This window comes from Streptococcus mitis (genome assembly GCF_003942865.1).
GTDB classification, from domain to species: Bacteria; Bacillota; Bacilli; order Lactobacillales; family Streptococcaceae; genus Streptococcus; species Streptococcus mitis_BI.
The window spans coordinates 217,167-242,855 of record NZ_RJNZ01000001.1 but is presented as its reverse complement, the minus strand read 5'-3'; the positions used below and the strand labels follow the sequence as shown (position 1 = coordinate 242,855).

The 25,689-nt window shown below is 41.1% G+C and carries 25 protein-coding genes and 1 pseudogene; 24 read left to right on the top strand and 2 right to left on the bottom strand.

All coding sequences use genetic code 11. From position 1 onward, the window contains the following. Window positions 1–19: 19 nt before the first annotated feature. From D8845_RS01170 to D8845_RS01160, 3 genes are all read left to right on the top strand, one after another. Window positions 20–2,566, top strand: a complete 2,547-nt coding sequence (locus D8845_RS01170) for a M1 family metallopeptidase (RefSeq protein ID WP_125452185.1) — start codon at window positions 20–22, stop codon at window positions 2,564–2,566. Window positions 2,567–2,674: 108 nt separating this feature from the next. Beyond that, a complete protein-coding gene (ciaR, locus tag D8845_RS01165; RefSeq protein WP_060628534.1) occupies window positions 2,675–3,349 on the top strand; it encodes a two-component system response regulator CiaR in 675 nt (224 codons plus the stop codon). Then, window positions 3,339–4,676 (top strand): sensor histidine kinase, encoded by a 1,338-nt coding sequence (locus tag D8845_RS01160; protein ID WP_125452184.1) that lies wholly within the window; start codon window positions 3,339–3,341, stop codon window positions 4,674–4,676. The genes ciaR and D8845_RS01160 overlap by 11 nt, the downstream gene beginning before the upstream one ends. Window positions 4,677–4,743: 67 nt before the next feature. Here the strand turns inward: D8845_RS01160 and D8845_RS01155 are convergent, their stop codons facing one another. Beyond that, complete coding sequence (locus D8845_RS01155; RefSeq protein WP_125452183.1) at window positions 4,744–5,028, bottom strand: DUF3270 domain-containing protein; 285 nt, start codon at window positions 5,026–5,028, stop codon at window positions 4,744–4,746. A 360-nt stretch (window positions 5,029–5,388) separates the two neighbouring features. Here D8845_RS01155 and D8845_RS01150 point away from each other — a divergent pair, with 360 nt between their 5' ends. The 9 genes and pseudogenes from D8845_RS01150 to deoD all read left to right on the top strand — a co-directional run bounded on the left by D8845_RS01150 (window position 5,389) and on the right by deoD (window position 14,240). Then, window positions 5,389–6,444, top strand: a complete 1,056-nt coding sequence (locus D8845_RS01150; RefSeq protein ID WP_125452182.1) for an ABC transporter permease — start codon at window positions 5,389–5,391, stop codon at window positions 6,442–6,444. A 13-nt stretch (window positions 6,445–6,457) separates the two neighbouring features. Then, window positions 6,458–7,138, top strand: a complete 681-nt coding sequence (locus D8845_RS01145) for an ABC transporter ATP-binding protein (RefSeq protein WP_125452181.1) — start codon at window positions 6,458–6,460, stop codon at window positions 7,136–7,138. Window positions 7,139–7,265: 127 nt separating this feature from the next. Then, complete coding sequence (locus tag D8845_RS01140; protein WP_049488704.1) at window positions 7,266–8,195, top strand: peptidase U32 family protein; 930 nt, start codon at window positions 7,266–7,268, stop codon at window positions 8,193–8,195. Window positions 8,196–8,300: 105 nt separating this feature from the next. Beyond that, complete coding sequence (gene rpiA, locus D8845_RS01135) at window positions 8,301–8,984, top strand: ribose-5-phosphate isomerase RpiA (RefSeq protein WP_049488706.1); 684 nt, start codon at window positions 8,301–8,303, stop codon at window positions 8,982–8,984. Window positions 8,985–8,998: 14 nt separating this feature from the next. Beyond that, window positions 8,999–10,210, top strand: coding sequence for a phosphopentomutase (locus D8845_RS01130; protein WP_049488708.1), 1,212 nt, complete (start codon window positions 8,999–9,001; stop codon window positions 10,208–10,210). Between the two features lies 1 nt (window position 10,211). Beyond that, window positions 10,212–10,773: pseudogene (locus D8845_RS01125) on the top strand (DUF1697 domain-containing protein). Further along, window positions 10,770–11,579, top strand: a complete 810-nt coding sequence (locus D8845_RS01120; RefSeq protein ID WP_125452180.1) for a purine-nucleoside phosphorylase — start codon at window positions 10,770–10,772, stop codon at window positions 11,577–11,579. The pseudogene D8845_RS01125 and the gene D8845_RS01120 overlap by 4 nt, the downstream one beginning before the upstream one ends. Window positions 11,580–11,581: 2 nt before the next feature. After that, window positions 11,582–12,865 (top strand): chloride channel protein, encoded by a 1,284-nt coding sequence (locus D8845_RS01115; protein ID WP_125452179.1) that lies wholly within the window; start codon window positions 11,582–11,584, stop codon window positions 12,863–12,865. Window positions 12,866–13,529: 664 nt separating this feature from the next. Next, window positions 13,530–14,240 (top strand): purine-nucleoside phosphorylase, encoded by a 711-nt coding sequence (gene deoD / locus D8845_RS01110; protein WP_000022091.1) that lies wholly within the window; start codon window positions 13,530–13,532, stop codon window positions 14,238–14,240. 32 nt (window positions 14,241–14,272) lie between these two features. On the opposite strand, the gene pavA is transcribed toward deoD, so the two are convergent. Continuing rightward, a complete protein-coding gene (pavA, locus tag D8845_RS01105; protein ID WP_125452178.1) occupies window positions 14,273–15,928 on the bottom strand; it encodes an Rqc2 family fibronectin-binding protein PavA in 1,656 nt (551 codons plus the stop codon). Between the two features lie 104 nt (window positions 15,929–16,032). Here pavA and ybeY point away from each other — a divergent pair, with 104 nt between their 5' ends. The 12 genes from ybeY to D8845_RS01045 all read left to right on the top strand — a co-directional run bounded on the left by ybeY (window position 16,033) and on the right by D8845_RS01045 (window position 25,689). Beyond that, window positions 16,033–16,530: an rRNA maturation RNase YbeY gene (gene ybeY, locus D8845_RS01100; RefSeq protein WP_000275159.1), complete on the top strand. Its 498-nt coding sequence runs from the start codon at window positions 16,033–16,035 to the stop codon at window positions 16,528–16,530. Beyond that, entirely contained in the window at window positions 16,511–16,906 is a 396-nt protein-coding gene (locus D8845_RS01095) for a diacylglycerol kinase family protein (protein ID WP_000378156.1), read from the top strand. Before ybeY ends, D8845_RS01095 begins: the two co-directional genes overlap by 20 nt. A 16-nt stretch (window positions 16,907–16,922) precedes the next feature. Continuing rightward, window positions 16,923–17,822, top strand: a complete 900-nt coding sequence (era, locus tag D8845_RS01090) for a GTPase Era (RefSeq protein WP_125452177.1) — start codon at window positions 16,923–16,925, stop codon at window positions 17,820–17,822. A gap of 48 nt (window positions 17,823–17,870) precedes the next feature. Beyond that, window positions 17,871–18,695 (top strand): DNA-formamidopyrimidine glycosylase, encoded by an 825-nt coding sequence (mutM, locus tag D8845_RS01085; RefSeq protein WP_125452176.1) that lies wholly within the window; start codon window positions 17,871–17,873, stop codon window positions 18,693–18,695. Then, window positions 18,695–19,300 carry a dephospho-CoA kinase gene (coaE, locus tag D8845_RS01080; RefSeq protein ID WP_125452175.1) on the top strand — a complete coding sequence of 202 codons (606 nt, stop codon included), beginning with the start codon at window positions 18,695–18,697 and terminating at the stop codon, window positions 19,298–19,300. The genes mutM and coaE overlap by 1 nt, the downstream gene beginning before the upstream one ends. Continuing rightward, window positions 19,287–20,486, top strand: a complete 1,200-nt coding sequence (locus D8845_RS01075; protein ID WP_084891467.1) for a multidrug efflux MFS transporter — start codon at window positions 19,287–19,289, stop codon at window positions 20,484–20,486. The genes coaE and D8845_RS01075 overlap by 14 nt, the downstream gene beginning before the upstream one ends. Next, window positions 20,486–20,635, top strand: coding sequence for a 50S ribosomal protein L33 (gene rpmG / locus D8845_RS01070; RefSeq protein ID WP_001809104.1), 150 nt, complete (start codon window positions 20,486–20,488; stop codon window positions 20,633–20,635). The genes D8845_RS01075 and rpmG overlap by 1 nt, the downstream gene beginning before the upstream one ends. Window positions 20,636–20,674: 39 nt before the next feature. Beyond that, window positions 20,675–20,908, top strand: a complete 234-nt coding sequence (gene secG, locus D8845_RS01065; RefSeq protein ID WP_000282517.1) for a preprotein translocase subunit SecG — start codon at window positions 20,675–20,677, stop codon at window positions 20,906–20,908. A 100-nt stretch (window positions 20,909–21,008) separates the two neighbouring features. After that, window positions 21,009–23,360, top strand: coding sequence for a ribonuclease R (gene rnr / locus D8845_RS01060; protein WP_125452174.1), 2,352 nt, complete (start codon window positions 21,009–21,011; stop codon window positions 23,358–23,360). Further along, window positions 23,323–23,790: an SsrA-binding protein SmpB gene (gene smpB, locus D8845_RS01055; RefSeq protein WP_125452173.1), complete on the top strand. Its 468-nt coding sequence runs from the start codon at window positions 23,323–23,325 to the stop codon at window positions 23,788–23,790. Before rnr ends, smpB begins: the two co-directional genes overlap by 38 nt. A gap of 14 nt (window positions 23,791–23,804) precedes the next feature. Beyond that, window positions 23,805–24,665, top strand: a complete 861-nt coding sequence (tehB, locus tag D8845_RS01050; RefSeq protein WP_125452172.1) for an SAM-dependent methyltransferase TehB — start codon at window positions 23,805–23,807, stop codon at window positions 24,663–24,665. A gap of 70 nt (window positions 24,666–24,735) precedes the next feature. Further along, the gene (locus D8845_RS01045; protein WP_125452171.1) at window positions 24,736–25,689 is read left to right on the top strand and encodes a competence protein CoiA; all 954 of its coding nucleotides are present in this window, start codon (window positions 24,736–24,738) and stop codon (window positions 25,687–25,689) included.

The following is a 25,689-nucleotide window of genomic DNA, read 5'->3' as shown; positions in this document are numbered from 1 at the left end:
CTTAGAATAGGAGAAAACTATGCAAGCAGTTGAACATTTTATTAAGCAATTTGTTCCTGAACATTATGATTTATTTTTAGACTTGAGTCGTGAGACTAAGACTTTTTCAGGAAAGGTGACTATTAGTGGTCAAGCACAGAGTGACCGTATTTCCCTTCATCAAAAAGACTTGGAAATCGCTTCTGTAGAAGTTGCAGGGGAAGCTCGCCCATTCACAGTTGATCATGACAATGAAGCCCTTCATTTTGAATTAGCTGAGGCTGGTCAAGTTGAAGTGGTTATCGCTTTCTCAGGAAAAATTACATACAACATGACAGGGATTTACCCTTCTTATTACACAGTTGATGGAGTCAAGAAGGAAGTCTTGTCAACTCAGTTCGAGAGCCATTTTGCTCGCGAAGCCTTCCCATGTGTGGACGAGCCAGAAGCCAAAGCAACTTTTGACCTCTCTCTACGTTTTGACCAAGCAGAAGGTGAATTGGCCTTGTCTAACATGCCAGAAATCGATGTTGAAAACCGTAAGGAAACAGGTATCTGGAAGTTTGAGACAACACCTCGCATGTCTTCTTACTTGTTAGCCTTTGTTTCGGGTGATTTGCAAGGTGTGACGGCTAAAACTAAAAATGGTACTCTTGTAGGTGTTTACTCAACCAAAGCTCATCCACTATCAAACCTTGATTTCTCACTGGATATCGCTGTTCGCTCTATCGAGTTTTACGAAGATTACTATGGAGTTAAGTACCCGATCCCTCAATCTCTCCACATCGCCCTTCCTGACTTCTCAGCTGGAGCTATGGAAAACTGGGGTCTTGTGACCTACCGTGAAGTTTACTTGGTTGTGGATGAGAACTCTACCTTTGCCAGCCGTCAACAAGTTGCCCTTGTTGTGGCCCATGAATTGGCTCACCAATGGTTTGGTAACCTCGTAACTATGAAATGGTGGGATGACCTTTGGCTCAATGAAAGCTTTGCTAATATGATGGAGTACGTCTGTGTGGATGCTATTGAACCAAGCTGGAATATCTTTGAAGATTTCCAAACAGGTGGAGTACCTCACGCTCTTGAACGCGATGCGACTGATGGTGTTCAGTCTGTCCACGTCGAAGTTAAACATCCAGATGAAATCAATACACTCTTTGACGGCGCTATCGTCTATGCCAAAGGAAGCCGTCTCATGCACATGCTTCGCCGTTGGCTCGGCGATGCTGATTTTGCTAAAGGTTTGCACGCTTACTTTGAAAAACACCAATACAGCAACACCATTGGTAGTGACCTTTGGGATGCCCTTGGACAAGCATCAGGCCGTGATGTCGCAGCCTTCATGGATTCTTGGTTGGAACAGCCTGGTTATCCAGTTCTCACTGTCAAAGTTGAACATGATGTCTTGAAGATTTCACAAAAACAATTCTTCATTGGTGAGCACGAAGATAAGAACCGTCTCTGGGTTGTGCCACTCAATAGTAACTGGAAAGGTTTACCTGATACACTTGAAACTGAAAGTATCGAAATACCTGGCTACGCAGCCCTTCTTGCCGAAAATGATGGAGCTCTTCGTTTCAATACTAAAAATACAGCCCACTATATTACAGACTATCAAGGAGACTTGTTAGATGCTATTCTTGCTGACCTAGTTGAGCTTGATAACACAAGTAAACTTCAAATCGTTCAAGAACGTCGTTTGCTTGCTGAAGCAGGGCACATTTCTTATGCTGACTTGCTCCCAGTCCTTGATAAACTTGCTAAAGAAGAATCTTACCTTGTCGTTTCAGCCGTTTCTCAAGTGATTTCTGCCCTTGAGCGCTTTATCGATGAAGGAACAGAAGCTGAAACAGCCTTTAAAGTATTGGTAGCTAAATTGGCTCGTCACAACTATGACCGTCTTGGTTTTGAAGCTAAAGATGGTGAATCAGATGAAGACGAATTGGTTCGTCAGTTGGCTGTTTCTATGATGATTCGCTCAAATGATGCAGAAGCTAGTCAAGTCGCTAGCCAAATCTTCGCGACTCACAAGGAGAATCTTGCAGGACTTCCAGCAGCTATTCGCTCACAAGTTCTGATTAATGAGATGAAACATCATGAGACTAAGGAATTGGTAGCCACTTATCTTGACCTTTACACTCATGCGACGGATGCGGTCTTCAAACGCCAGTTAGCAGGCGCTCTTGCGTACAGCATAGATGCAGAAAATATTCAAACTCTTCTTGCAACTTGGAAGGACAAATTTATCGTCAAGCCACAAGACCTTTCTTCATGGTACCTCCAATTCCTCGGACACCAAGCTACTCAAGAAACTGTTTGGGTATGGGCGCGTGAAAACTGGGATTGGATTAAGGCAGCTCTTGGTGGTGATATGAGTTTTGATAGTTTTGTTATCTTCCCATCACACATCTTTAAAACTCAGCAACGCTTGGCAGAGTACAAGGAATTCTTTGAACCACAACTTTCTGACCTTGCTCTTAGCCGTAACATCGGTATGGGAATCAAGGACATTGCAGCGCGTGTTGACTTGATTAACCGTGAAAAAGCTGCAGTGGAAGCAGTCGTTCTTCAATACGGAAATGCATAAATAAGCCTAAAATAAAAAGAAAACTCAGCTATCTCATGTAAAATGCAGAGAGTTGAGTTTTTTTTAAGGCAAATTTGGTATAATGGTTTTAATAAGGAGGAGTTTCTCATGATAAAAATCTTATTGGTTGAGGATGACCTAGGCCTGTCAAATTCAGTATTTGACTTTTTAGACGATTTTGCGGATGTCATGCAGGTATTTGATGGGGAAGAAGGTCTCTACGAAGCTGAAAGTGGCGTCTATGACTTGATTTTGCTCGATTTAATGTTGCCTGAAAAAAATGGCTTCCAAGTCTTGAAAGAATTGCGTGAAAAGGGAATTATGACACCAGTTCTGATTATGACTGCCAAGGAAAGCTTGGATGACAAGGGACATGGATTTGAACTGGGAGCAGATGATTATCTGACCAAACCTTTCTACCTAGAAGAACTCAAAATGCGGATTCAAGCCCTTCTCAAACGTTCAGGTAAGTTTAATGAAAATACCTTGACTTATGGAAATATTGTAGTTAATTTGTCAACAAATACCGTTAAGGTTGAAGATACTCCTGTCGAATTGCTGGGGAAAGAGTTTGATTTATTAGTCTATTTCCTTCAAAATCAAAATGTTATTTTACCCAAGACTCAGATTTTTGATCGTCTATGGGGATTTGATAGTGACACAACGATTTCGGTTGTCGAAGTTTATGTTTCAAAAGTCCGTAAGAAATTAAAAGGAACCACTTTTGCAGAGAATTTGCAAACCTTGCGTAGTGTTGGGTATATTTTAAAAGATGTTCAGTAAACTAAAAAAAACATGGTATGCGGATGACTTTAGTTATTTTATCCGCAACTTTGGTGTCTTCACTCTGATTTTCTCTACCATGACTCTGATTATTTTGCAGGTCATGCATTCGAGTCTTTATACTTCGGTGGATGAGAAGTTACATGCCTTAAGTGGAAGCCCTCAAGCTGTTATTCAGTTAGCCTTGAATCGAGCTACTGAGGAAGTCAAGAACATTGAACCAGCGACAGCTGATGCCAATAAGGCTGAAATAAAAACCAATGTCAGCTCTAATACAGAAGTTTTACTTTTTGATAAGGATTTTAACCAGCTTTTATTAGGAAATCGTTTTTTAGGCCTAGATAAGATTAAGTTAGAAAAAAGAGAGTTGAATCACATTCGGCAAATCCAAGTTGTCAATAGTTATGGTCAGGAAGAAATCTATCGTATGATTTTGATGGAGACCACTACATCTTCAGTTTCAACCAATGTCAAATATGCGACTGTCTTGATTAACACTAGTCAGTTAGAACAAATTAGTCAAAATCACGAGCATTTAATTGTGGTTGTGATGGCAAGTTTTTGGCTTTTATCCTTGATAGCTAGTCTTTACTTAGCACGTGTCAGTGTAAAACCATTATTGGAAAGCATGCAAAAGCAGAAATCTTTTGTGGAAAATGCCAGTCATGAATTGAGAACTCCTTTAGCAGTACTGCAAAATCGTTTGGAGAATTTGTTTAGAAAACCCGAAGCGACCATTATGGAGTCTAGTGAGAGTATCGCTTCCAGTCTTGAAGAAGTTCGAAATATGCGTTTTTTAACAACAAATCTTCTTAACTTAGCCCGTCGTGATGATGGAATAAAACCAGAAATAGCGGAAGTACCACCACAGTTCTTTAAAACGACCTTTACGAACTATGGCTTGATTGCTTCGGAAAATGACCGAGTCTTTGAATCTGAAAATAGAATTTACCGTCCTATTATGACAGATAAGTTGCTTCTCAAACAGTTAATGACAATCTTATTTGATAATGCAATAAAATATACAGAAGAAGATGGAAAGATTGAGTTTCTTGTTCATTGTACAGATCGGCATCTTTATCTTACTGTATCTGATAATGGTATTGGTATTTCGGCTACAGATAAAAAGAAAATCTTTGATCGCTTCTATCGTGTTGATAAGGCAAGAACTCGTCAGAAAGGTGGTTTTGGTTTGGGATTATCTTTGGCCAAGCAGATTGTTGATTCCTTAAGAGGAACGATTACAGTTAAGGATAATAAACCAAGAGGAACGATTTTTGAAGTCAAGATTGCAATTCAATCTCCCTCGAAACGTAAGAATAGATAAAAAAAGACAGTTTTACTCTGTCTTTTTCTATCAGATATAAGAAAAAGGCTGGCACAAAGACCAACCTTTATTTTGTCATTTTTTGTTTAATAATCATTCTTTGTAATTTTAAAAGGGCAAAACTTACACACATAGCAGCTATAAACGATAGAGTCGTATTCAATTTTAAAGCTAAAAAGATAAAGCTGAAAAGTGCCATAAAGATACCAAAACAGGCAATATTAACAAAAAATAGGATTTCTTTTACATTTGCTCCCATTGATGTTTCAGGTGTATAATCTTGATAGAGTGGAGTTTGCACTGTTTCTTCAATATGTTCAAATTCATGAGTTTTTAGTTTTCTTGCAGACATGATTCTCTCCTTACAGGTACATAACTATTTTATCATTTTTTCAGCAGATAATTATTACAGAAAGGTTACAAAAAGAATAAAGTCCCTTTTCAAAATCACTTTTCTTGACACCATAATGTGAAAATGATAAGATGGGTGGACACCTAATATTTATTAATATACATAATTACTTATATTTGTAAGGGAATAGAGTTACTAAATGATTCTTTTTTACGAAAAATTGTTTCCTTATTTTCTTGATTTTATTTAATTTGATTAATGAGATTTGTTTTGAATAGAGAGACAGATTTTCTGTCTCTCTATTTTTATAGTAGCGGGGTGTCTAACCGATACCTCTTGGAAAAGTTAAAGGAGATAAGCATGTATCTTGCTATCAAAGAAATATTACAAAACAAACTTCGATATAGTTTGATTCTAACTACCATTTTTCTTATCGCTTTCATGGTCTTTTTTATGACCAGTTTAGCTCTTGGTCTTGTGCGAAACAACCGAGCCGCTATTGATAATTGGCAAGCGACGGGTGTGGTTTTATCTGACTACGCAAATGATAATTTGACGGCATCTTTTATTCCTGAAAAGTATTATAAGGATAAGAGTTCTAAAGAGGCAGCTCCACTGGGTTATATGTTCGCTGTGACCAATCTAGTCGATGATAGTGAAAAGGTCAATGTTTCCATCTTTGCTCAGGAGTGGGACTCTTTTATTTCACCTAGTTTGAAGGAGGGGCGTTATCCTGAAGGGGACGACGAGGTGGTTGTGGATCAGTCCTTTGAGAATTATGGAATCAAGCTAGGTGATGACATTCAGCTCAATGGAAGCGAGGTAAGTTACAAGATTGTAGGGCTGACTCAAGGAAATAAATTTTTTACAGAGCCTGTTGTCTTTACGAATCTGACAACTTATTGGACCTTACAAGGAACTTTAAAATCTAATAAATCTATCTCCGCCTTGGTATTGAAAAATGATATAGAATTGGCTGGCGATGGACTGAAACAGATTTCTATTCCAAAAATGATATCGAAAATTCCTGGTTACACACCTCAAGTTAATGTATTCTCAGGGATGATTCTCGCTATGATTGTCATCACAGGCTTGATTGTGGGGATTTTTGTCTATATCATTACCATCCAAAAACTAGGACTTTATGGAATAATGCGGGCTCAGGGAATACAGATCAAAACCATTGTATGGTCTCTTTTCTATCAAATCTTCCTCCTAGCTGGTATGGGGATTGCTTTAGCCTTGCTGGCTATTGGAGGAGTGATTTTAGTCTTGCCAGCTACCTTCTTTTTCTACCCAAGTTGGTTAGCCTATTCTGTCCTAAGCTTTGTGATTTGCTTGATGGCCATGCTAGGTGGCGTCATTTCACTTCCACGCTTGCTAAATGTGGACCCGATTACTGCGATTGCAGAATGATGAGGAGAATAGTATGACAGCATTAATTGAAATGACTCAAGTGACAAAAACGTATGGGGAAGGAAAGATGAAAGTCGTGGCCCTGCATGAGACGAATTTCCAGCTGAATGCGGGAGAGTTCGTAGCTATCGTTGGGCCTTCAGGCTCTGGAAAGACGACCTTTCTAACAACTCTAGGACAACTTCAGGAAGCATCGAGTGGAAAGATTTTGGTAAAGGGGAAGGAAACAGGCAGTCTGACGGAGAAGGAGAAAACAGACCTCCGTTTTAGAGAGTTTGGCTTTATTCTTCAGGCTTCAAACTTAATTCCTTTTCTAACGGTCAAAGAACAGTTGGATTTGATTGACAGACTAGATAAGGGAAAAAATAGTAAAAGTGATCGAAAAGAGTTACTTGCCTTGTTGGATTTGGAAAAGGTACAAAATCAGTATCCCAAGGCTTTATCAGGTGGTGAACGTCAACGGGCCGCAATTGCTAGAGCGCTTTATAACAATCCGAGTATCGTTCTTGCAGATGAACCGACAGCCAGCCTTGACACAGAGAGGGCCTATCAAGTAACGGAAATGTTGGCCGCCATTGCCCATGAACAAGGTAGAGGAGTTGTCATGATTACTCATGATACACGCCTTCTTTATAAGGTCGACCGTATTTATGTTATGAACGACGGCCACCTAGTTGAAGAAACATATGATTAATAAATAGAGTGGACGGTGCTGGCTACCGTTCACTTTTTGATTGCAAACCTTAAAAAATGACTTTGCCTTTTTAGAAAATTCCTAGTATTCATAGCTGATTTTCCAGAAATGTGGTATAATTTTCCTTATGGAAAAGATTATCATTACAGCAACTGCTGAAAGTATTGAACAAGTTGAACAACTACTCGAAGCTGGAGTAGACCGTATCTATGTCGGTGAGAAAGATTTTGGCCTTCGTCTGCCAACAACCTTTAGTCATGACCAATTGCGTGAAATTGCTAAGTTGGTTCATGAAGCAGGTAAAGAATTGATTGTTGCGGTTAACGCCCTCATGCACCAAGATATGATGGATCGTATCAAGCCTTTCTTAGACTTTTTGGAAGAAATCAAGACAGACTACATTACGATTGGGGATGCAGGTGTCTTTTACGTAGTCAACCGCGATGGTTATTCCTTTAAGACCATCTATGATGCTTCAACTATGGTGACAAGCAGTCGTCAGATCAACTTCTGGGGACAAAAGGCTGGTGCATCTGAGGCTGTTTTAGCGCGTGAAATTCCATCAGCTGAACTTTTCAAAATGCCAGAGATTTTGGAAATTCCTGCTGAAGTTTTGGTTTACGGAGCTAGTGTTATTCACCATTCTAAACGTCCACTCTTGCAAAACTACTATAACTTTACGCATATCGATGATGAAAAGACGCGCAAGCGTGACCTCTTTTTGGCTGAGCCAAGTGATCCAGAGAGCCACTATTCTATTTTTGAAGATAATCATGGTACCCACATTTTTGCCAACAATGACCTTGATTTGATGACTAAATTGACAGAATTGGTGGAGCATGGTTTCACTCACTGGAAACTAGAAGGGCTCTACACTCCAGGTCAGAACTTTGTTGAGATTGCAAAACTCTTTATCCAAGCGCGTAGCTTGATCCAAGAGGGCAGCTTTAGCCATGACCAAGCTTTCTTGCTGGATGAGGAAGTACGCAAGTTACACCCTAAAAACCGTTTCCTTGATACAGGATTTTATGACTACGATCCTGACATGGTTAAATAGGACATCAAAACCCGAAATAAAAATGTTCGGGTTTTTCTAGTGTATCCATGAAATAAAAACGGATACATGTTATAATAGAAATAGCTCTTTAATGGAGGTGTTTGAGTGGAAAATCTGAAGAAAATGGCAGGTATCAAGGCTGCTGAGTTTGTCAAGGATGGCATGGTTGTCGGACTGGGAACAGGTTCTACTGCCTATTATTTTGTCGAAGAAATCGGTCGTCGTATTAAGGAAGAAGGCTTGCAGATTACAGCTGTAACGACTTCTAGTGTGACTAGTAAACAGGCTGAAGGGCTTAATATCCCGCTCAAGTCTATTGACCAAGTAGACTTTGTCGATGTGACAGTCGACGGGGCAGATGAAGTGGATAGTCAGTTTAATGGAATCAAAGGTGGTGGTGGTGCCCTTCTGATGGAGAAGGTTGTGGCAACGCCCTCAAAAGAATACATTTGGGTGGTGGATGAAAGCAAGCTGGTCGACAAACTAGGTGCTTTTAAATTGCCTGTAGAAGTGGTTCAGTACGGCGCAGAACAGGTCTTTCGTCGGTTTGAGCGCGCTGGCTATAAACCAAGCTTCCGTGAAAAAGATGGCCAACGTTTTGTGACCGATATGCAGAATTTTATCATTGACCTTGCCTTGGATGTCATTGAAGATCCAATTACTTTCGGACAAGAATTGGACCATATCGTTGGTGTCGTAGAGCATGGCTTATTCAACCAAATGGTGGATAAGGTCATCGTAGCTGGACGAGATGGAGTTCAGATTTTAACTTCAAGCAAAGCAAAATAATAAGGAGATACACTATGTCAAAATTTAATCGTATTCACTTGGTGGTACTGGATTCTGTAGGAATCGGTGCTGCACCAGATGCTAATAACTTTGTCAATGCAGGGGTTCCAGATGGAGCTTCTGACACATTAGGACACATTTCAAAAGCAGTTGGTTTGAATGTCCCAAACATGGCTAAAATTGGTCTTGGAAATATTCCTCGAGAAACTCCTCTTAAGACTGTTCCAGCTGAAAGCAATCCAACTGGATATGCAACAAAATTAGAAGAAGTATCTCTTGGTAAGGATACTATGACTGGACACTGGGAAATCATGGGACTCAACATTACTGAGCCTTTTGATACTTTCTGGAATGGATTCCCAGAAGAAATCCTTACAAAAATCGAAGAATTTTCAGGACGTAAGGTCATTCGTGAAGCTAACAAACCTTACTCAGGAACGGCTGTTATCGATGACTTTGGACCACGTCAGATGGAAACTGGGGAGTTGATTATCTATACTTCAGCCGACCCTGTTTTGCAAATTGCTGCCCACGAAGATATTATTCCTTTGGACGAATTGTACCGTATCTGTGAATACGCTCGTTCAATTACACTTGAACGTCCTGCCCTTCTAGGTCGTATCATTGCTCGCCCTTATGTAGGTGAACCAGGTAACTTCACTCGTACAGCAAACCGTCGTGATTTGGCTGTATCCCCATTCGAACCGACTGTTTTGGATAAATTAAACGAAGCTGGTATCGACACTTACGCTGTTGGTAAAATCAATGATATCTTTAACGGTGCGGGTATCAACCATGATATGGGCCACAACAAGTCAAACAGTCACGGAATTGATACATTATTGAAGACCATGGGACTTGCTGAGTTTGAAAAAGGATTCTCATTCACAAACTTGGTTGACTTTGATGCCCTTTACGGCCACCGTCGTAATGCTCATGGTTACCGTGATTGTTTGCATGAGTTCGATGAACGCTTGCCTGAAATTATCGCAGCCATGAGAGAGAACGACCTTCTCTTGATTACTGCGGACCATGGAAATGACCCAACGTATGCAGGAACAGACCACACTCGTGAATATATTCCATTGTTGGCCTACAGTCCTGCCTTTAAAGGAAATGGTGTCATTCCAGTAGGACATTTTGCAGATATCTCAGCGACTATTGCCGATAACTTTGGTGTTGAAACTGCCATGATTGGGGAAAGTTTCTTAGATAAATTGGTATAAGATGACGCGCTATGCTTTACTGGTTAGGGGCATTAATGTCGGTGGGAAGAATAAGGTTGTCATGGCGCAACTTCGTCAAGAATTGACAGAGTTGGGACTGGGAAAGGTTGAAACCTACATCAACAGTGGCAATATTTTCTTTACTTCGACAGATCCCAAAGCCCAATTGGTTGAAAAGTTAGAGTCTTTCTTTGAAATCCATTATCCATTTATTCAGAGCTTTTCGTTGCTGAGTCATGAAGATTATGAAGAAGAGCTGAAGAATCTGCCAGATTGGTGGACCAAAGATTTGGCACGAAAGGATGTCCTCTTTTACACGGAGGGCTTGGATGTGACTCAAGTCATTGAGAAAGTAGACAATTTGGAACTGGAAGATGAAGTCGTTCATTTTGGAAAACTTGGTATTTTCTGGGGGAAATTTTCTGAAGAATCCTACTATGCAACTGCCTATCATAAGTACTTGCTCAAGATGCCTTTTTATCGCAACATCACCATTCGCAATGCTAAAACTTTTGACAAAATCGGTCAAATGCTAAAAAAAAAATAAAGGAGACACACAATGACATTTTTAGATAAAATCAATGAAACAGCTGCCTTCCTGAAAGAAAAGGGAATCCAAGCACCTGAGTTCGGTCTAATCCTTGGATCAGGACTGGGAGAATTGGCAGAAGAAATCCAAAATCCAGTTGTAGTAGACTATGCTGAGATTCCAAACTGGGGCCGCTCTACAGTAGTCGGTCATGCTGGTAAATTGGTATATGGTGACCTTGCAGGTCGCAAGGTCTTGGCTCTTCAAGGTCGTTTCCATTTCTATGAAGGAAATCCTCTTGAGGTCGTGACTTTCCCAGTTCGTGTCATGAAAGTTCTTGGATGCGAAGGTGTTATTGTAACCAATGCAGCTGGTGGTATTGGTTATGGGCCTGGTACTTTGATGGCTATCTCAGACCATATCAACATGACGGGGCAAAACCCATTGATGGGTGAAAACTTGGATGAATTTGGTCCTCGTTTCCCTGATATGTCTAAGGCCTATACACCAGAATACCGTGCTACTGCCCATGAAGTGGCTAAAAAACTTGGTATCAAGCTTGATGAAGGTGTCTATATCGGTGTAACTGGTCCGACTTATGAAACACCTGCAGAGATTCGTGCCTATAAGACATTGGGAGCAGATGCAGTCGGTATGTCCACTGTTCCTGAAGTTATTGTGGCAGCTCACTCAGGCTTGAAAGTTCTAGGAATTTCATGTATTACTAACCATGCTGCAGGCTTCCAAGAAGAACTCAACCACGAAGAAGTTGTGGAAGTTACGGAACGTGTTAAAGGTGACTTCAAGGGCTTGCTTAAAGCGATTCTTGCTGAATTGTAATCATGTTAATAGAATTGTGGAGTATTTTTCGAAAAATCCCTTATAATTTTAGATTATTCCTAGCAGTAATTCTACAAGGAATAGTTTCGGGTTTATCTGGTATTCTTCTCCATTATCTTTTAGAGATGGTGGAGGGGCTAGCTTTTGGTCAGTCAGAGCATCATAGTAGATTTTTGACAGATGGAGTTTCCTCCTCACGGATAGGACTAAGTTTAATAATCGTGGGTCTTAGCTCGTCCTTAGTCTGGTACTTCTTGCAAAAAGGGTCGAAAATTTATTCCATCAAAGCTCAGATGAAGGATGAGACTTCACAATACAAGCTTCATTTTCTAAAACAGCTATTTCATTCAATTTGGCAGATTATTGCAGTTGGAGGGGGAGCGCCTATTGGTAAAGAAGCTGCGCCACGAGAGATTGGAACTCTATTTGCAGGGCCAATTGGAAAAATATGTATACTGTCTAAGAAGGATCAAATCTTTCTCCTTGCTTGTGGTGCTGGTGCTGGTTTAGCGGCTGTTTATCAGGTTCCATTAACAAGTGTCTTCTTTGTTTTTGAAACCCTAGGAATTGCTCTATCTATTAAACGATTTGTCTTAGTCGGTTTGACAACCTATGTCTCAACCTATATAGCAGGCTTGGTTATTTCAGATCAGTCTCTCTACCAGATTCCAGCGATAACATGGTCATTAAAGGAAATGTGGATTATTCCCTTATTACTTCTTTTCTTAACCCCACTAGCTTGGCTTTTTGGTCGCTTAAGTAAGGCAGCGTCTTCAAACAGAATAAAAGATAAACGAATACTTCTCACATTGCCCTCAGCTTTTCTTTTTCTTGTTGGTCTTGCAAGTTCCTTTCCACATCTACTTGGCAATGGACGCATGATGGCTCAGGAAATTTTAAATGGTAGCAGTGCCCAAACAGTGCTTCTCATGTTTTTCCTAAAAGCAGTGGTAGTTCTTATTATCCTTTGGGCAGGGGCCTATGGTGGTACTCTTACGCCATCTTTTGCTTTGGGGATGGCTGGAGCTGCTCTCTTGGGAATGATTCTAGGTTTGGACAGTCAGCCAACCGTTTTACTTTTGGGATCGGTTTGCTTTTTGTCTGTGACCTTGAGGGCGCCCATTTCTGCAACCGGATTAGTAATCGGTTTCACTGGGCTAGCTTTGGATTCTCTTCCGTATCTCTTAGTAACAGCTGTTTTAGCCTATGAATTTGCAAAAATGTTAGACCGCTTTCCTTGGGCTAGCATACTGTGTCAGAAGTCAAAGAATAAAGTAATAAGATAGAGAACGACCGTTTCTTCTAATCAAAGATTTATCTTAAAAGATTAAAAACTATTGTCAATTTATCAATAACTGTTTGAAATAAAAAAGAAGTAGGCTTATCGGAGTTATGATTGAATACGATTTTTCCTAGCTATGAAATATAAAAAAAGAAAGGTAGAGCGCGTGTTCTAATTTGAACACGAGCGGAAAACTTTTCTAAAAACTCAGAAGAGAAGGGGAGTTCGGATTTGAATAGAGGCCGCTCTAATCTTCTCAATATCATCAAAATTAAGAAAGAAAGGATGGGTAAACCGTATTTGCTGAACTGAATACGGGCGGAGAACTGTGTAAAAAAGATAAACTGTTTAGCATCTGCGATGCGTCATCAGTTTCCTATTTTTACTTTATTCTCTGTCGCTATCCTGAATATAAAAAAAGAAAGGTAGAGTGAGGTGTTCTAATTTGAACACGAGCGGAAAACTTTTCTAAAAACTCAGAAGAGAAGGGAAGTTCGGGCTTGAATTGAAGCCGGTCTAATCTTCTCAATATCATCAAAATTAAGAAAGAAAGGAATTGAACCCACCCTAAAAACAGTGGGAAAAAGATAGTTGGTCTAGCGAGCATCGCTCACTGCACCCAACTCCTATTTTCCCTTTGCTTTTTGACGGGTTTGGTATCTTATATTATGTCTATCCATATTGCTGCTCAGCAGGGTGAAATTGCTGATAAAATTCTTCTTCCTGGGGATCCTCTTCGTGCTAAGTTTATTGCGGAGAATTTCCTTGAAGATGCTGTTTGTTTTAACGAAGTGCGTAACATGTTTGGTTACACTGGTACTTACAAGGGTCACCGTGTATCCGTCATGGGAACTGGGATGGGGATGCCATCGATTTCGATTTATGCGCGTGAGTTGATTGTGGACTACGGAGTGAAGAAATTGATCCGTGTGGGAACTGCAGGTTCTTTGAATGAAGATGTCCACGTTCGTGAATTGGTTTTGGCGCAGGCAGCTGCAACCAACTCTAACATCATCCGCAATGACTGGCCACAGTACGATTTCCCACAAATCGCTAGCTTTGATTTGCTGGACAAGGCCTACCATATCGCCAAAGAACTTGGTATGACCACCCACGTTGGGAACGTTTTGTCTTCTGATGTCTTTTATTCAAACTACTTTGAAAAGAACATCGAACTTGGTAAATGGGGAGTCAAGGCTGTGGAAATGGAAGCAGCAGCTCTTTACTATCTTGCTGCTCAACACCATGTTGATGCTTTAGCTATTATGACTATCTCTGATAGCTTGGTCAATCCAGATGAAGACACGACTGCAGAAGAACGCCAAAATACCTTCACTGATATGATGAAGGTTGGTTTGGAAACCTTGATTGCAGAGTAAAATGTAAAAGAAAATCCTGATTTCAAGTAAAATCAGGATTTTTTCATGGATATGATTTTTTCGGGGTCTGGTGTGACACGGAGGGTCTTTTGTCCTGTGTAAGTGACAAAGCCGGGTTTTCCACCAGTTGGTTTATTAAGTTTTTTGACTTCAATCATATCTACCTGCACGAGATTCGACAGGCGCCCTTGAGAGAAGTAGGCAGCTAACTCTGCTGCATCTGTCTTGACTTCATCAGATGGGTCTAGGTTGCCTGAGATGACAACGTGGCTTCCAGGAATGTCCTTGGCATGGAACCAAAGTTCCTCCTTGCGGGCCATTTTAAAGGTTAGCTCCTCATTTTGCAGGTTATTGCGTCCGACATAGATGATGGTTTTCCCATCGCTCGCCATATACTGTTCTGGTTTTTTTCGTTTCTGAATTTTCTCTCGCTGTCTTCTGCGGATAAAACCTGTTTGAATCAATTCTTCACGGATTTCAGCGATTTCTTCCAGCCCAGCTTGGTTGAGGACGGTCTCTACACTTTCCAAATAGAGAATAGTGGCCTTGGTTTCTTCAATCAGATCAGTCAAGTATTTGACAGCTTCTTTTAATTTTTGATAGCGTTTGAAATAGCGTTGGGCATTCTGGTTGGGAGTCAGAGCCTTATCAAGTGCAATCGTGATAGGTTGGTTGGTGTAGTAGTTGTCTAGGATAACCTGGTCTTGGTCGTTAGGCACTTGGTGGAGGAAGGTTGTCAGCAATTCCCCTTTTTGACGAAATTCTTCAGCATTGTCTGTCGCTAGTAACTCTTTTTCTTGTTTTTTAAGCTTATGACGATTTTTTTGAAGTTCATTTTCAACACGGCGAATGAGTTCACTGGCTTGCTGTTTGACGCGGTCGCGCTCAGCCTTGTCCTTATAGTAGGTGTCCAACAAATCAGAAAGACTGGTAAAAGGTTCTCCCACCTGATTTGCAAAAAGAATTGGACTGAAGGAAGTCTCAGTCAAGCATGGCTTGGTTTCTTGATTGAAAAAGTTACGGAAAGTAGATAGTTTTTCACTAACCAGTATCCTTTCCAATTCATTTGCCGTATCGCGTCCCAGACCTTGAAAGAGGCTTTGAAGATGTTTAGCTGTCGTTTCCTGTGTTTGCAGGATTTCAAAGAGTTTCTCGTCCTTGATTGTAAAAGGATTGAGAGATTCCGTACTTGGTGGAGCGATGTAGGTCGACCCAGGAAGCAAGGTGCGGTAGCTATTTTGTGAAAAACCAACGTGTTTAATGACTTCGAGGATTTTGTGGCTACTTTTATCAACCAGTAGAATATTACTGTGTTTCCCCATAATTTCGATAATCAAGGTAGCCTGGATATGGTCCCCAATCTCGTTTTTATTGGAAACTGTCATTTCTACAATACGGTCATTTTCCACTTGCTCAATAGACTCAATTAAGGCACCCTGCAAATATTTTCTCAAAACCATGATAAAGGTGGAAGGTTGGGCTGGATTTTCAAAAGTCGTTTGGGTCAGCTGAATGCGTCCAAAAACTGGATGGGCAGAGAGGAGCAGGCGATGACTTTGGCGATTGCTACGGATTTGCAAGACCAACTCTTGTTCAAAAGGTTGATTGATTTTCTGAATGCGACCATTCACTAACTCTCTTCGCAATTCCTCAACCATGTGGTGTAAAAAAAATCCGTCAAATGACATCGTTCTCTCCTTGTGATTGTATTCCATAGTATTATATCAAAAAGGTAGAATAAAATCATGGAAATGTGGTATAATAAAGCCAAGTAAAGAGAAACGAGAAGCACATGTATATTGAAATGGTAGATGAAACTGGTCAAGTTTCAAAAGAAATGTTGCAACAAACCCAAGAGATTTTGGAATTTGCAGCCCAAAAATTAGGAAAAGAAGACAAGGAGATGGCAGTCACTTTTGTGACCAATGAGCGTAGTCATGAACTCAATCTGGAGTACCGTGACACGGACCGTCCGACAGATGTTATCAGCCTTGAATATAAACCAGAGTTGGAAATTTCCTTTGACGAGGAAGATTTGCTTGAAAATCCAGAATTAGCAGAGATGATGTCTGAGTTTGATGCCTATATTGGGGAACTGTTCATCTCTATCGATAAGGCACATGAGCAGGCCGAGGAATATGGCCATAGCTTTGAGCGTGAGATGGGCTTCTTGGCAGTACACGGCTTTTTACATATCAATGGCTATGATCACTACACTCCAGAAGAAGAAGCGGAGATGTTCGGTTTACAAGAAGAAATTTTGACAGCCTATGGACTCACAAGACAATAAACGAAAATGGAAAAATCGTGACCTGATATCCAGTTTAGAATTTGCTATCACAGGAATTTTTACTGCCATCAAGGAAGAACGCAATATGCGAAAACATGCAGTGACGGCTCTTGTAGTTATTCTTGCAGGTTTTGTTTTTCAGGTGTCACGAATCGAATGGCTCTTTCTCCTATTGAGCATTTTCTTGGTAGTAGCCTTTGAGATTATCAACTCTGCTATTGAAAATGTGGTGGATCTGGCCAGTCACTATCACTTTTCTATGTTAGCTAAAAATGCTAAGGATATGGCGGCTGGCGCGGTATTAGTGGTCTCTCTTTTCGCAGCCTTAACAGGCGCATTGATTTTTCTCCCACGAATCTGGGATTTAATATTTTAAACAGTAAGAGGAAATTATGACTTTTAAATCAGGCTTTGTAGCCATTTTAGGACGTCCCAATGTTGGGAAGTCAACTTTTTTAAATCACGTTATGGGACAAAAGATTGCCATCATGAGTGACAAGGCGCAGACAACGCGCAACAAAATCATGGGAATTTACACGACTGATAAGGAGCAAATCGTCTTTATCGACACGCCAGGGATTCACAAGCCTAAAACGGCTCTTGGAGATTTCATGGTAGAATCTGCCTACAGCACCCTTCGTGAAGTGGACACTGTTCTCTTCATGGTGCCTGCTGATGAAGCGCGTGGTAAGGGGGATGACATGATTATCGAGCGTCTTAAGGCTGCCAAGGTCCCTGTCATTTTGGTAGTGAACAAGATTGATAAGGTTCACCCAGACCAGCTTTTGTCTCAGATTGATGATTTCCGTAATCAGATGGACTTCAAGGAAATTGTTCCTATCTCAGCCCTTCAGGGCAATAACGTGTCTCGTCTAGTGGATATTTTGAGTGAAAATTTGGACGAAGGTTTCCAATATTTCCCGTCTGATCAAATAACAGACCATCCAGAACGCTTCTTAGTATCAGAAATGGTTCGCGAGAAAGTCTTGCACCTAACTCGTGAAGAGATTCCGCATTCTGTTGCAGTAGTTGTTGACTCTATGAAACGAGATGAAGAGACAGACAAGGTTCATATCCGTGCAACCATCATGGTCGAGCGCGATAGCCAAAAAGGGATTATCATCGGTAAAGGTGGCACTATGCTTAAGAAAATCGGTAGCATGGCCCGTCGTGATATTGAACTCATGCTAGGAGACAAGGTCTTCCTAGAAACTTGGGTCAAGGTCAAGAAAAACTGGCGCGATAAAAAGCTAGATTTGGCTGACTTTGGCTATAATGAAAAAGAATACTAAGTAGAGGTGGGCTCATGCCTGCTTCTTGTTTTTACAGAAGGAGGACTTATGCCTGAATTACCTGAGGTTGAAACCGTTCGTCGTGGCTTAGAAAAATTGATTTTGGGTAAGAAGATTTCGAGTATAGAAATTCGCTATCCCAAGATGATTAAGACGGATTTGGACGAGTTTCAAAAGGAGGTGCCTGGTCAGATTGTTGATTCAATGGGACGTCGTGGCAAATATTTACTTTTCTACCTGACAGACAAGATCTTGATTTCCCATTTGCGGATGGAGGGAAAGTATTTTTACTATCCAGACCAAGTACCTGAACGCAAGCATGCCCATGTTTTCTTTCAGTTTGAAGATGGTGGCACGCTTGTTTATGAGGATGTTCGCAAGTTTGGTACTATGGAACTCTTGGCCCCTGACCTTTTGGAAGCCTACTTTATTTCTAAAAAATTAGGTCCTGAACCAAGCGAACAAGACTTTGATGTGCAGGTCTTTCAAGCTGCCCTAGCTAAGTCCAAAAAGCCTATCAAATCTCATCTTCTATACCAAACCTTGGTAGCTGGACTTGGCAATATCTATGTGGATGAGGTTCTCTGGCGAGCTCAGGTTCATCCGGCTAGACCTTCCCAGACGTTGACAGCAAAAGAAGCGACTGCCATTCATGACAAGACCATTGCTGTTTTGGGACAGGCTGTTGAAAAAGGTGGCTCCACCATTCGGACCTATACCAATGCCTTTGGGGAAGATGGAACCATGCAGGATTTTCATCAAGTCTATGACAAGGCTGGTCAAGAATGTGTACGCTGTGGCACCATCATTGAGAAAATCCAACTAGGTGGACGAGGCACCCATTTTTGTCCTCAGTGCCAAAGGAGGAATTGATGGGAAAAATCATTGGAATCACTGGGGGAATTGCCTCTGGTAAGTCAACCGTGACAAATTTTCTAAGAAAGCAAGGCTTTCAAGTAGTGGATGCCGACGCAGTCGTCCACCAACTACAGAAACCTGGTGGTCGTCTATTTCAGGCTCTAGTCCAGCATTTTGGGCAAGAAATCATCCTTGAAAACGGAGAACTTAATCGCCCTCTCCTAGCTAGTCTCATCTTTTCAAATACTGAAGAACAGGAATGGTCTAAGCGAATCCAAGGAAAGATTATCCGTGAGGAACTAGCTACGTTGAGAGAACAGTTGGCTCAGACAGAAGAGATTTTCTTCATGGATATTCCCCTACTTTTTGAGCAGAACTACGTCTCTTGGTTTGATAAGACTTGGTTGATCTATGTGGACCGAGATGTCCAAGTAGAACGCTTAATGAAAAGGGACCACTTGTCCAAAGATGAAGCTGAGTCGCGTCTGGCAGCCCAGTGGCCTTTAGAGAAAAAGAAAGATTTGGCCAGCCAAATTCTAGACAACAATGGCAATCAGGATCAGCTTCTTACTCAAGTGCTTACCCTTCTTGAGGGAGGTAAGCAAGATGACAGAGATTAACTGGAAGGATAATCTGCGTATTGCCTGGTTTGGTAATTTTCTGACTGGAGCCAGTATTTCTTTGGTTGTACCTTTTATGCCCATCTTTGTGGAAAATCTAGGTGTAGGGAGTGATCAAGCTGCTTTTTATGCAGGATTAGCTATTTCTGTCTCTGCTATTTCCGCGGCGCTCTTTTCTCCTATCTGGGGAATCCTTGCTGACAAATACGGTCGAAAACCCATGATGATTCGTGCTGGTCTGGCCATGACTATCACTATGGGGGGATTGGCTTTTGTGCCCAATATTTATTGGTTAATCTTTCTTCGTTTACTGAATGGTGTATTTGCGGGTTTTGTTCCCAATGCAACGGCCTTGATAGCCAGTCAGGTTCCCAAGGAGAAATCAGGAACTGCCTTAGGTACTTTGTCTACAGGCGTAGTTGCAGGTACTCTAACTGGTCCCTTTATCGGGGGATTTATCGCAGAATTATTTGGCATTCGTACTGTTTTCTTACTGGTTGGTAGTTTTCTATTCTTAGCTGCTGTTTTGACTATTTGCTTTATCAAGGAAGATTTTCAACCAGTAGCCAAGGAAAAGGCCATTCCAACAAAGGAATTATTTACATCAGTTAAATATCCCTATCTCTTGGTCAACCTCTTTCTGACTAGTTTTGTCATCCAATTTTCAGCCCAATCAATCGGCCCTATCTTAGCTCTGTATGTGCGCGACTTAGGCCAGACAGAGAATCTTCTCTTTGTATCTGGTTTGATTGTGTCCAGTATGGGCTTTTCCAGTATGATGAGTGCAGGAGTCATGGGAAAGCTAGGTGACAAGGTGGGCAATCATCGTCTCTTGGTTGTAGCCCAGTTTTATTCAGTTATCATCTATCTCCTCTGTGCTAATGCTTCTAGCCCCCTTCAACTAGGACTTTATCGTTTCCTCTTTGGCTTGGGAACCGGTGCTTTGATTCCCGGAGTTAATGCTCTTCTCAGCAAGATGACGCCCAAAGCTGGTATTTCGAGGGTCTTTGCCTTTAATCAGGTATTCTTTTATCTGGGCGGTGTCGTTGGTCCCATGGCAGGTTCTGCAGTAGCAGGTCAATTTGGCTACCATGCAGTCTTTTATGCGACAAGCCTTTGTGTTGCCTTTAGTTGTCTCTTTAACCTTCTTCAATTTCGAACATTATTAAAAGTAAAGGAAATCTAGTGCGAGTAAAAATTAATCTCAAATGCTCCTCTTGTGGCAGTATCAATTACCTAACCAGTAAAAATTCAAAAACCCATCCAGACAAGATTGAGGTTTTAAAGTATTGTCCCAAGGAAAGAAAAGTAACCCTACATCTTGAATCTAAGTAGATTTTATGGTAAAATAATAGGGATTTTAAGGAGTTTGATATGTATAACCTATTATTAACCATTTTATTAGTATTATCTGTTGTGATTGTGATTGCGATTTTCATGCAACCAACCAAAAACCAATCCAGCAATGTATTTGATGCCAGCTCAGGTGATTTGTTTGAACGCAGTAAAGCACGCGGTTTTGAAGCTGTAATGCAGCGTTTGACAGGGATTTTAGTCTTTTTCTGGCTAGCCATTGCCTTAGCATTGACGGTATTATCAAGTAGATAAGAAAATAATGGGCAGGACTAGGTCTTTGCCTCTTTTTATTTTTAAAAGATATGTTAGAAGGTTTTACAGTAAAAGAAAATAAAAAATCTAGAAAGAAAATATGAAAGATAGAATAAAAGAATATTTACAAGATAAGGGAAGGGTGACTGTCAATGACTTGGCTCAGGCTTTGGGAAAAGACGGCTCCAAGGATTTTCGTGAGTTGATTAAAACCTTGTCCCTAATGGAAAGAAAGCACCAGATTCGCTTTGAAGAAGATGGAAGTCTGACCTTGGAAGTCAAGAAAAAACATGAGATTACTCTCAAGGGGATTTTTCATGCTCATAAAAATGGCTTTGGCTTTGTTAGTCTGGAAGGCGAGGAGGATGACCTTTTTGTAGGAAAAAACGATGTCAACTATGCTATTGATGGTGATACAGTTGAGGTCGTGATTAAGAAAGTCGCTGACCGCAATAAGGGAACAGCAGCGGAAGCAAAAATTATCGATATCTTAGAACACAGTTTGACAACTGTTGTTGGCCAAATCGTTCTAGATCAGGAAAAGCCTAAGTATGCTGGCTACATCCGTTCAAAAAATCAGAAAATCAACCAACCGATTTACGTTAAGAAACCAGCTCTAAAACTAGAGGGAACAGAAGTTCTTAAGGTCTTTATCGACAAATACCCAAGCAAGAAACATGATTTCTTTGTAGCGAGTGTCCTCGATGTGGTGGGACATTCAACGGATGTCGGAATTGATGTCCTTGAGGTTTTGGAATCAATGGACATTGTCTCAGAATTTCCAGAAGCCGTTGTCAAGGAAGCAGAAAGTGTGCCGGATGCTCCGTCTCAAAAGGATATGGAAGGTCGTCTGGATCTAAGAGATGAGATTATCTTTACCATTGATGGTGCTGATGCCAAGGACTTGGACGATGCGGTGCATATCAAGGCCTTGAAAAATGGGAATCTGGAGCTTGGTGTTCACATCGCAGATGTTTCCTACTATGTGACCGAGGGTTCTGCCCTTGACAAGGAAGCCCTTAACCGTGCGACTTCTGTTTATGTGACAGACCGTGTGGTCCCAATGCTTCCAGAACGACTGTCTAATGGAATTTGCTCCCTCAATCCTCAAGTTGACCGCCTGACCCAGTCAGCCATTATGGAGATTGATAAAAATGGTCGTGTGGTCAATTACACCATTACACAAACAGTTATCAAGACCAGTTTTCGTATGACCTATAGCGATGTCAATGATATCCTAGCTGGAGATAAGGAAAAGAGACAAGAATATCAGAAAATTGTTCCAAGTATTGAACTTATGGCTAAGCTCCATGAAACTCTAGAAAACATGCGTGTGAAACGTGGAGCCCTCAATTTTGATACCAATGAGGCTAAGATTTTAGTGGACAAGCAAGGTAAGCCTGTTGATATCGTTCTTCGTCAGCGTGGTGTTGCCGAGCGCATGATTGAGTCCTTTATGCTGATGGCCAACGAAACAGTGGCTGAGCATTTTAGCAAGCTGGATTTGCCTTTTATTTATCGAATCCATGAGGAGCCTAAGGCTGAAAAGGTTCAGAAGTTTATTGATTATGCTTCGAGTTTTGGCTTGCGCATTTATGGGACTGCCAGTGAGATTAGCCAGGAGGCACTTCAAGACATCATGCATACTGTTGAGGGAGAACCTTATGCAGATGTATTGTCTATGATGCTTCTTCGCTCCATGCAGCAGGCTCGCTATTCGGAACACAATCACGGCCACTATGGATTAGCAGCAGATTACTATACTCACTTTACCAGTCCGATTCGTCGTTATCCAGACCTTCTTGTTCACCGTATGATTCGGGATTACGGCCGTTCTAAGGAAATAGCAGATCATTTTGAGCAAGTAATTCCAGAGATTGCGACCCAGTCTTCCAACCGTGAGCGTCGTGCCATTGAGGCTGAGCGTGAAGTCGAAGCCATGAAAAAGGCTGAGTACATGGAAGAATACGTAGGCGAAGAATACGATGCGGTTGTATCTAGCATCGTTAAATTCGGTCTCTTTGTCGAATTGCCAAATACGGTTGAAGGCTTGATTCACATCACTAATCTACCTGAATTTTATCATTTCAATGAACGTGATTTGACTCTTCGTGGAGAGAAATCAGGAACAACCTTCCGTGTAGGTCAGCAAATCCGTATCCGAGTTGAAAGAGCCGACAAGATGACGAGCGAAATTGACTTTTCTTATATTCCAAGTGAATTTGATGTGATTGAAAAAGGCTTGAAACAGTCTAATCGCAGTGACAGAGGACGTGGTTCAAATCGTCGTTCAGATAAGAAGGAAGATAAGAGAAAATCAGGACGCTCAAATGATAAGCGTAAGCATTCACAAAAAGACAAGAAAAAAGGAAAGAAACCTTTTTATAAGGAAGTAGCTAAGAAAGGAGCTAAGCATGGCAAAGGGCGAGGGAAAGGTCGTCGCACAAAATAAAAAGGCGCGTCACGACTATACAATCGTAGATACGCTAGAGGCAGGGATGGTCCTGACTGGAACTGAAATCAAGAGTGTACGAGCTGCTCGAATCAATCTCAAGGATGGCTTTGCCCAAGTGAAAAATGGAGAGATCTGGTTGAGCAATGTTCATATCGCACCTTACGAAGAGGGTAATATCTGGAACCAGGAACCAGAACGTCGTCGTAAACTCCTGCTCCATAAAAAGCAAATCCAAAAGTTGGAACAAGAGACCAAAGGGACAGGAATGACTCTGGTTCCCCTTAAAGTCTATATCAAAGATGGTTACGCTAAACTCCTTTTAGGTTTAGCTAAAGGGAAGCATGACTATGATAAACGGGAGTCGATCAAGCGACGTGAACAAAACCGCGACATCGCGCGTGTTATGAAAGCTGTTAATCAACGATAAAAAGAGGAATGAAGATGGAAAAACTAGTTGCCTATAAACGCATGCCTTTGTGGAATAAACAAACTATGCCTGAAGCTGTTCAGCAAAAGCACAATACAAAAGTTGGGACTTGGGGGAAAATTACTGTCTTGAAGGGAGCTCTCAAGTTTATTGAATTGACAGAAGATGGTGAGGTTTTAGCTGAGCACCTCTTTGAAGCAGGGACTGACAATCCAATGGCGCAACCACAAGCCTGGCACCGAGTGGAGGCTGTAACAGACGATGTAGAATGGTACTTGGAATTTTATTGTAAACCTGAGGATTATTTTCCTAAGAAATACAATACCAATCCTGTTCATTCAGAGGTCCTAGAGGCAATGCAGACAGTAAAACCAGGGAAAGCCTTGGATTTGGGCTGTGGTCAGGGCCGTAACTCTCTCTTTCTTGCACAGAATGGTTTTGATGTGACAGCTGTAGATCAAAATGAATTATCTCTTGAAATCTTGCAAAGCATTGTGGAACAGGAAGATTTGGATATGCCTGTTGGTCTCTACGATATCAATTCAGCCAGTATTGGGCAAGCGTATGATTTCATTGTTTCAACAGTTGTTTTGATGTTTTTGCAAGCAGACCGCATTCCTGCAATTATCAAAAATATGCAGGAGCATACCACGGTCGATGGTTATAATCTTATCGTTTGTGCTATGGATACGGAAGATTACCCTTGCTCAGTGAACTTCCCATTTACTTTTAAAGAAGGCGAACTAGCGAACTATTACAAGGACTGGGAATTGGTCAAGTACAATGAAAATCCAGGCCATTTGCACCGTCGTGACGAAAATGGCAATCGTATTCAACTACGCTTTGCGACTATGCTAGCTAAGAAAATCAAATAAACATGAATGAAGATTGGGAATTTCCTGATCTTTTTTCTTTTTTACGAATAATATAGAAAAGGGGGAAATCATGTTTGTTGCGAGAGATGCTCGGGGAGAATTGGTAAATGTGTTAGAGGATAAACTTGAGAAGCAAGCATACACCTGCCCAGCTTGTGGAGGTCAACTCCGTTTGCGTCAAGGACTAAGTGTCCGGACCCATTTTGCCCACAAAACCTTAAAAGACTGTGATTTTTCCTCTGAAAATGAAAGTCCAGAACATCTGGCAAATAAAGAATCACTTTATCACTGGTTGAAAAAAGAGGCAGAGGTGCAATTAGAATACCCTCTTCCAGAGCTTAAACAGATTGCGGATGTATTTGTAAATGGTCATCTTGCTCTAGAAGTTCAGTGTAGTCCCTTGCCGCAAAAACTTCTTAAAGAGCGAAGTGAGGGCTATCGTAGTCAGGGTTACCAAGTACTGTGGTTGCTGGGGGAAAAACTTTGGCTCAAGGAGCGGTTGACTCGTCTGCAACAAGGTTTTCTATACTTCAGTCAAAATATGGGATTTTATGTTTGGGAATTAGACAGTGAAAAGCAAGTTTTAAGACTCAAATACCTGATTCACCAAGATCTCCGAAGTAAACTCCATTATCAGATTAAGGAATTTCCCTATGGTCACGGTAGTCTACTGGAGATATTACGTCTTCCCTATAAGAAACAAAAAATATCGCATTTTACCGTTTCCCAGGACAAGGACATCTGTCGCTATATCCGGCAACAACTGTATTATAAAAATCCTTTTTGGATGAAAGAACAAGCAGAAGCCTATCAGAAGGGAGAAAATCTCCTGACTTATGGACTAAAAGAATGGTATCCACAAATTCGACCACTAGTAGGCGATTTTTGCCAAATTGAGCAAGATTTGATTCGCTATTATCAGTATTTTCAAACCTATTACCGAGAAAATTCTCAAAATGATTGGCAAAAGATTTATCCACCAGCCTTTTATCAGCAATATTTCTTGAAAAATATGGTAAAATAG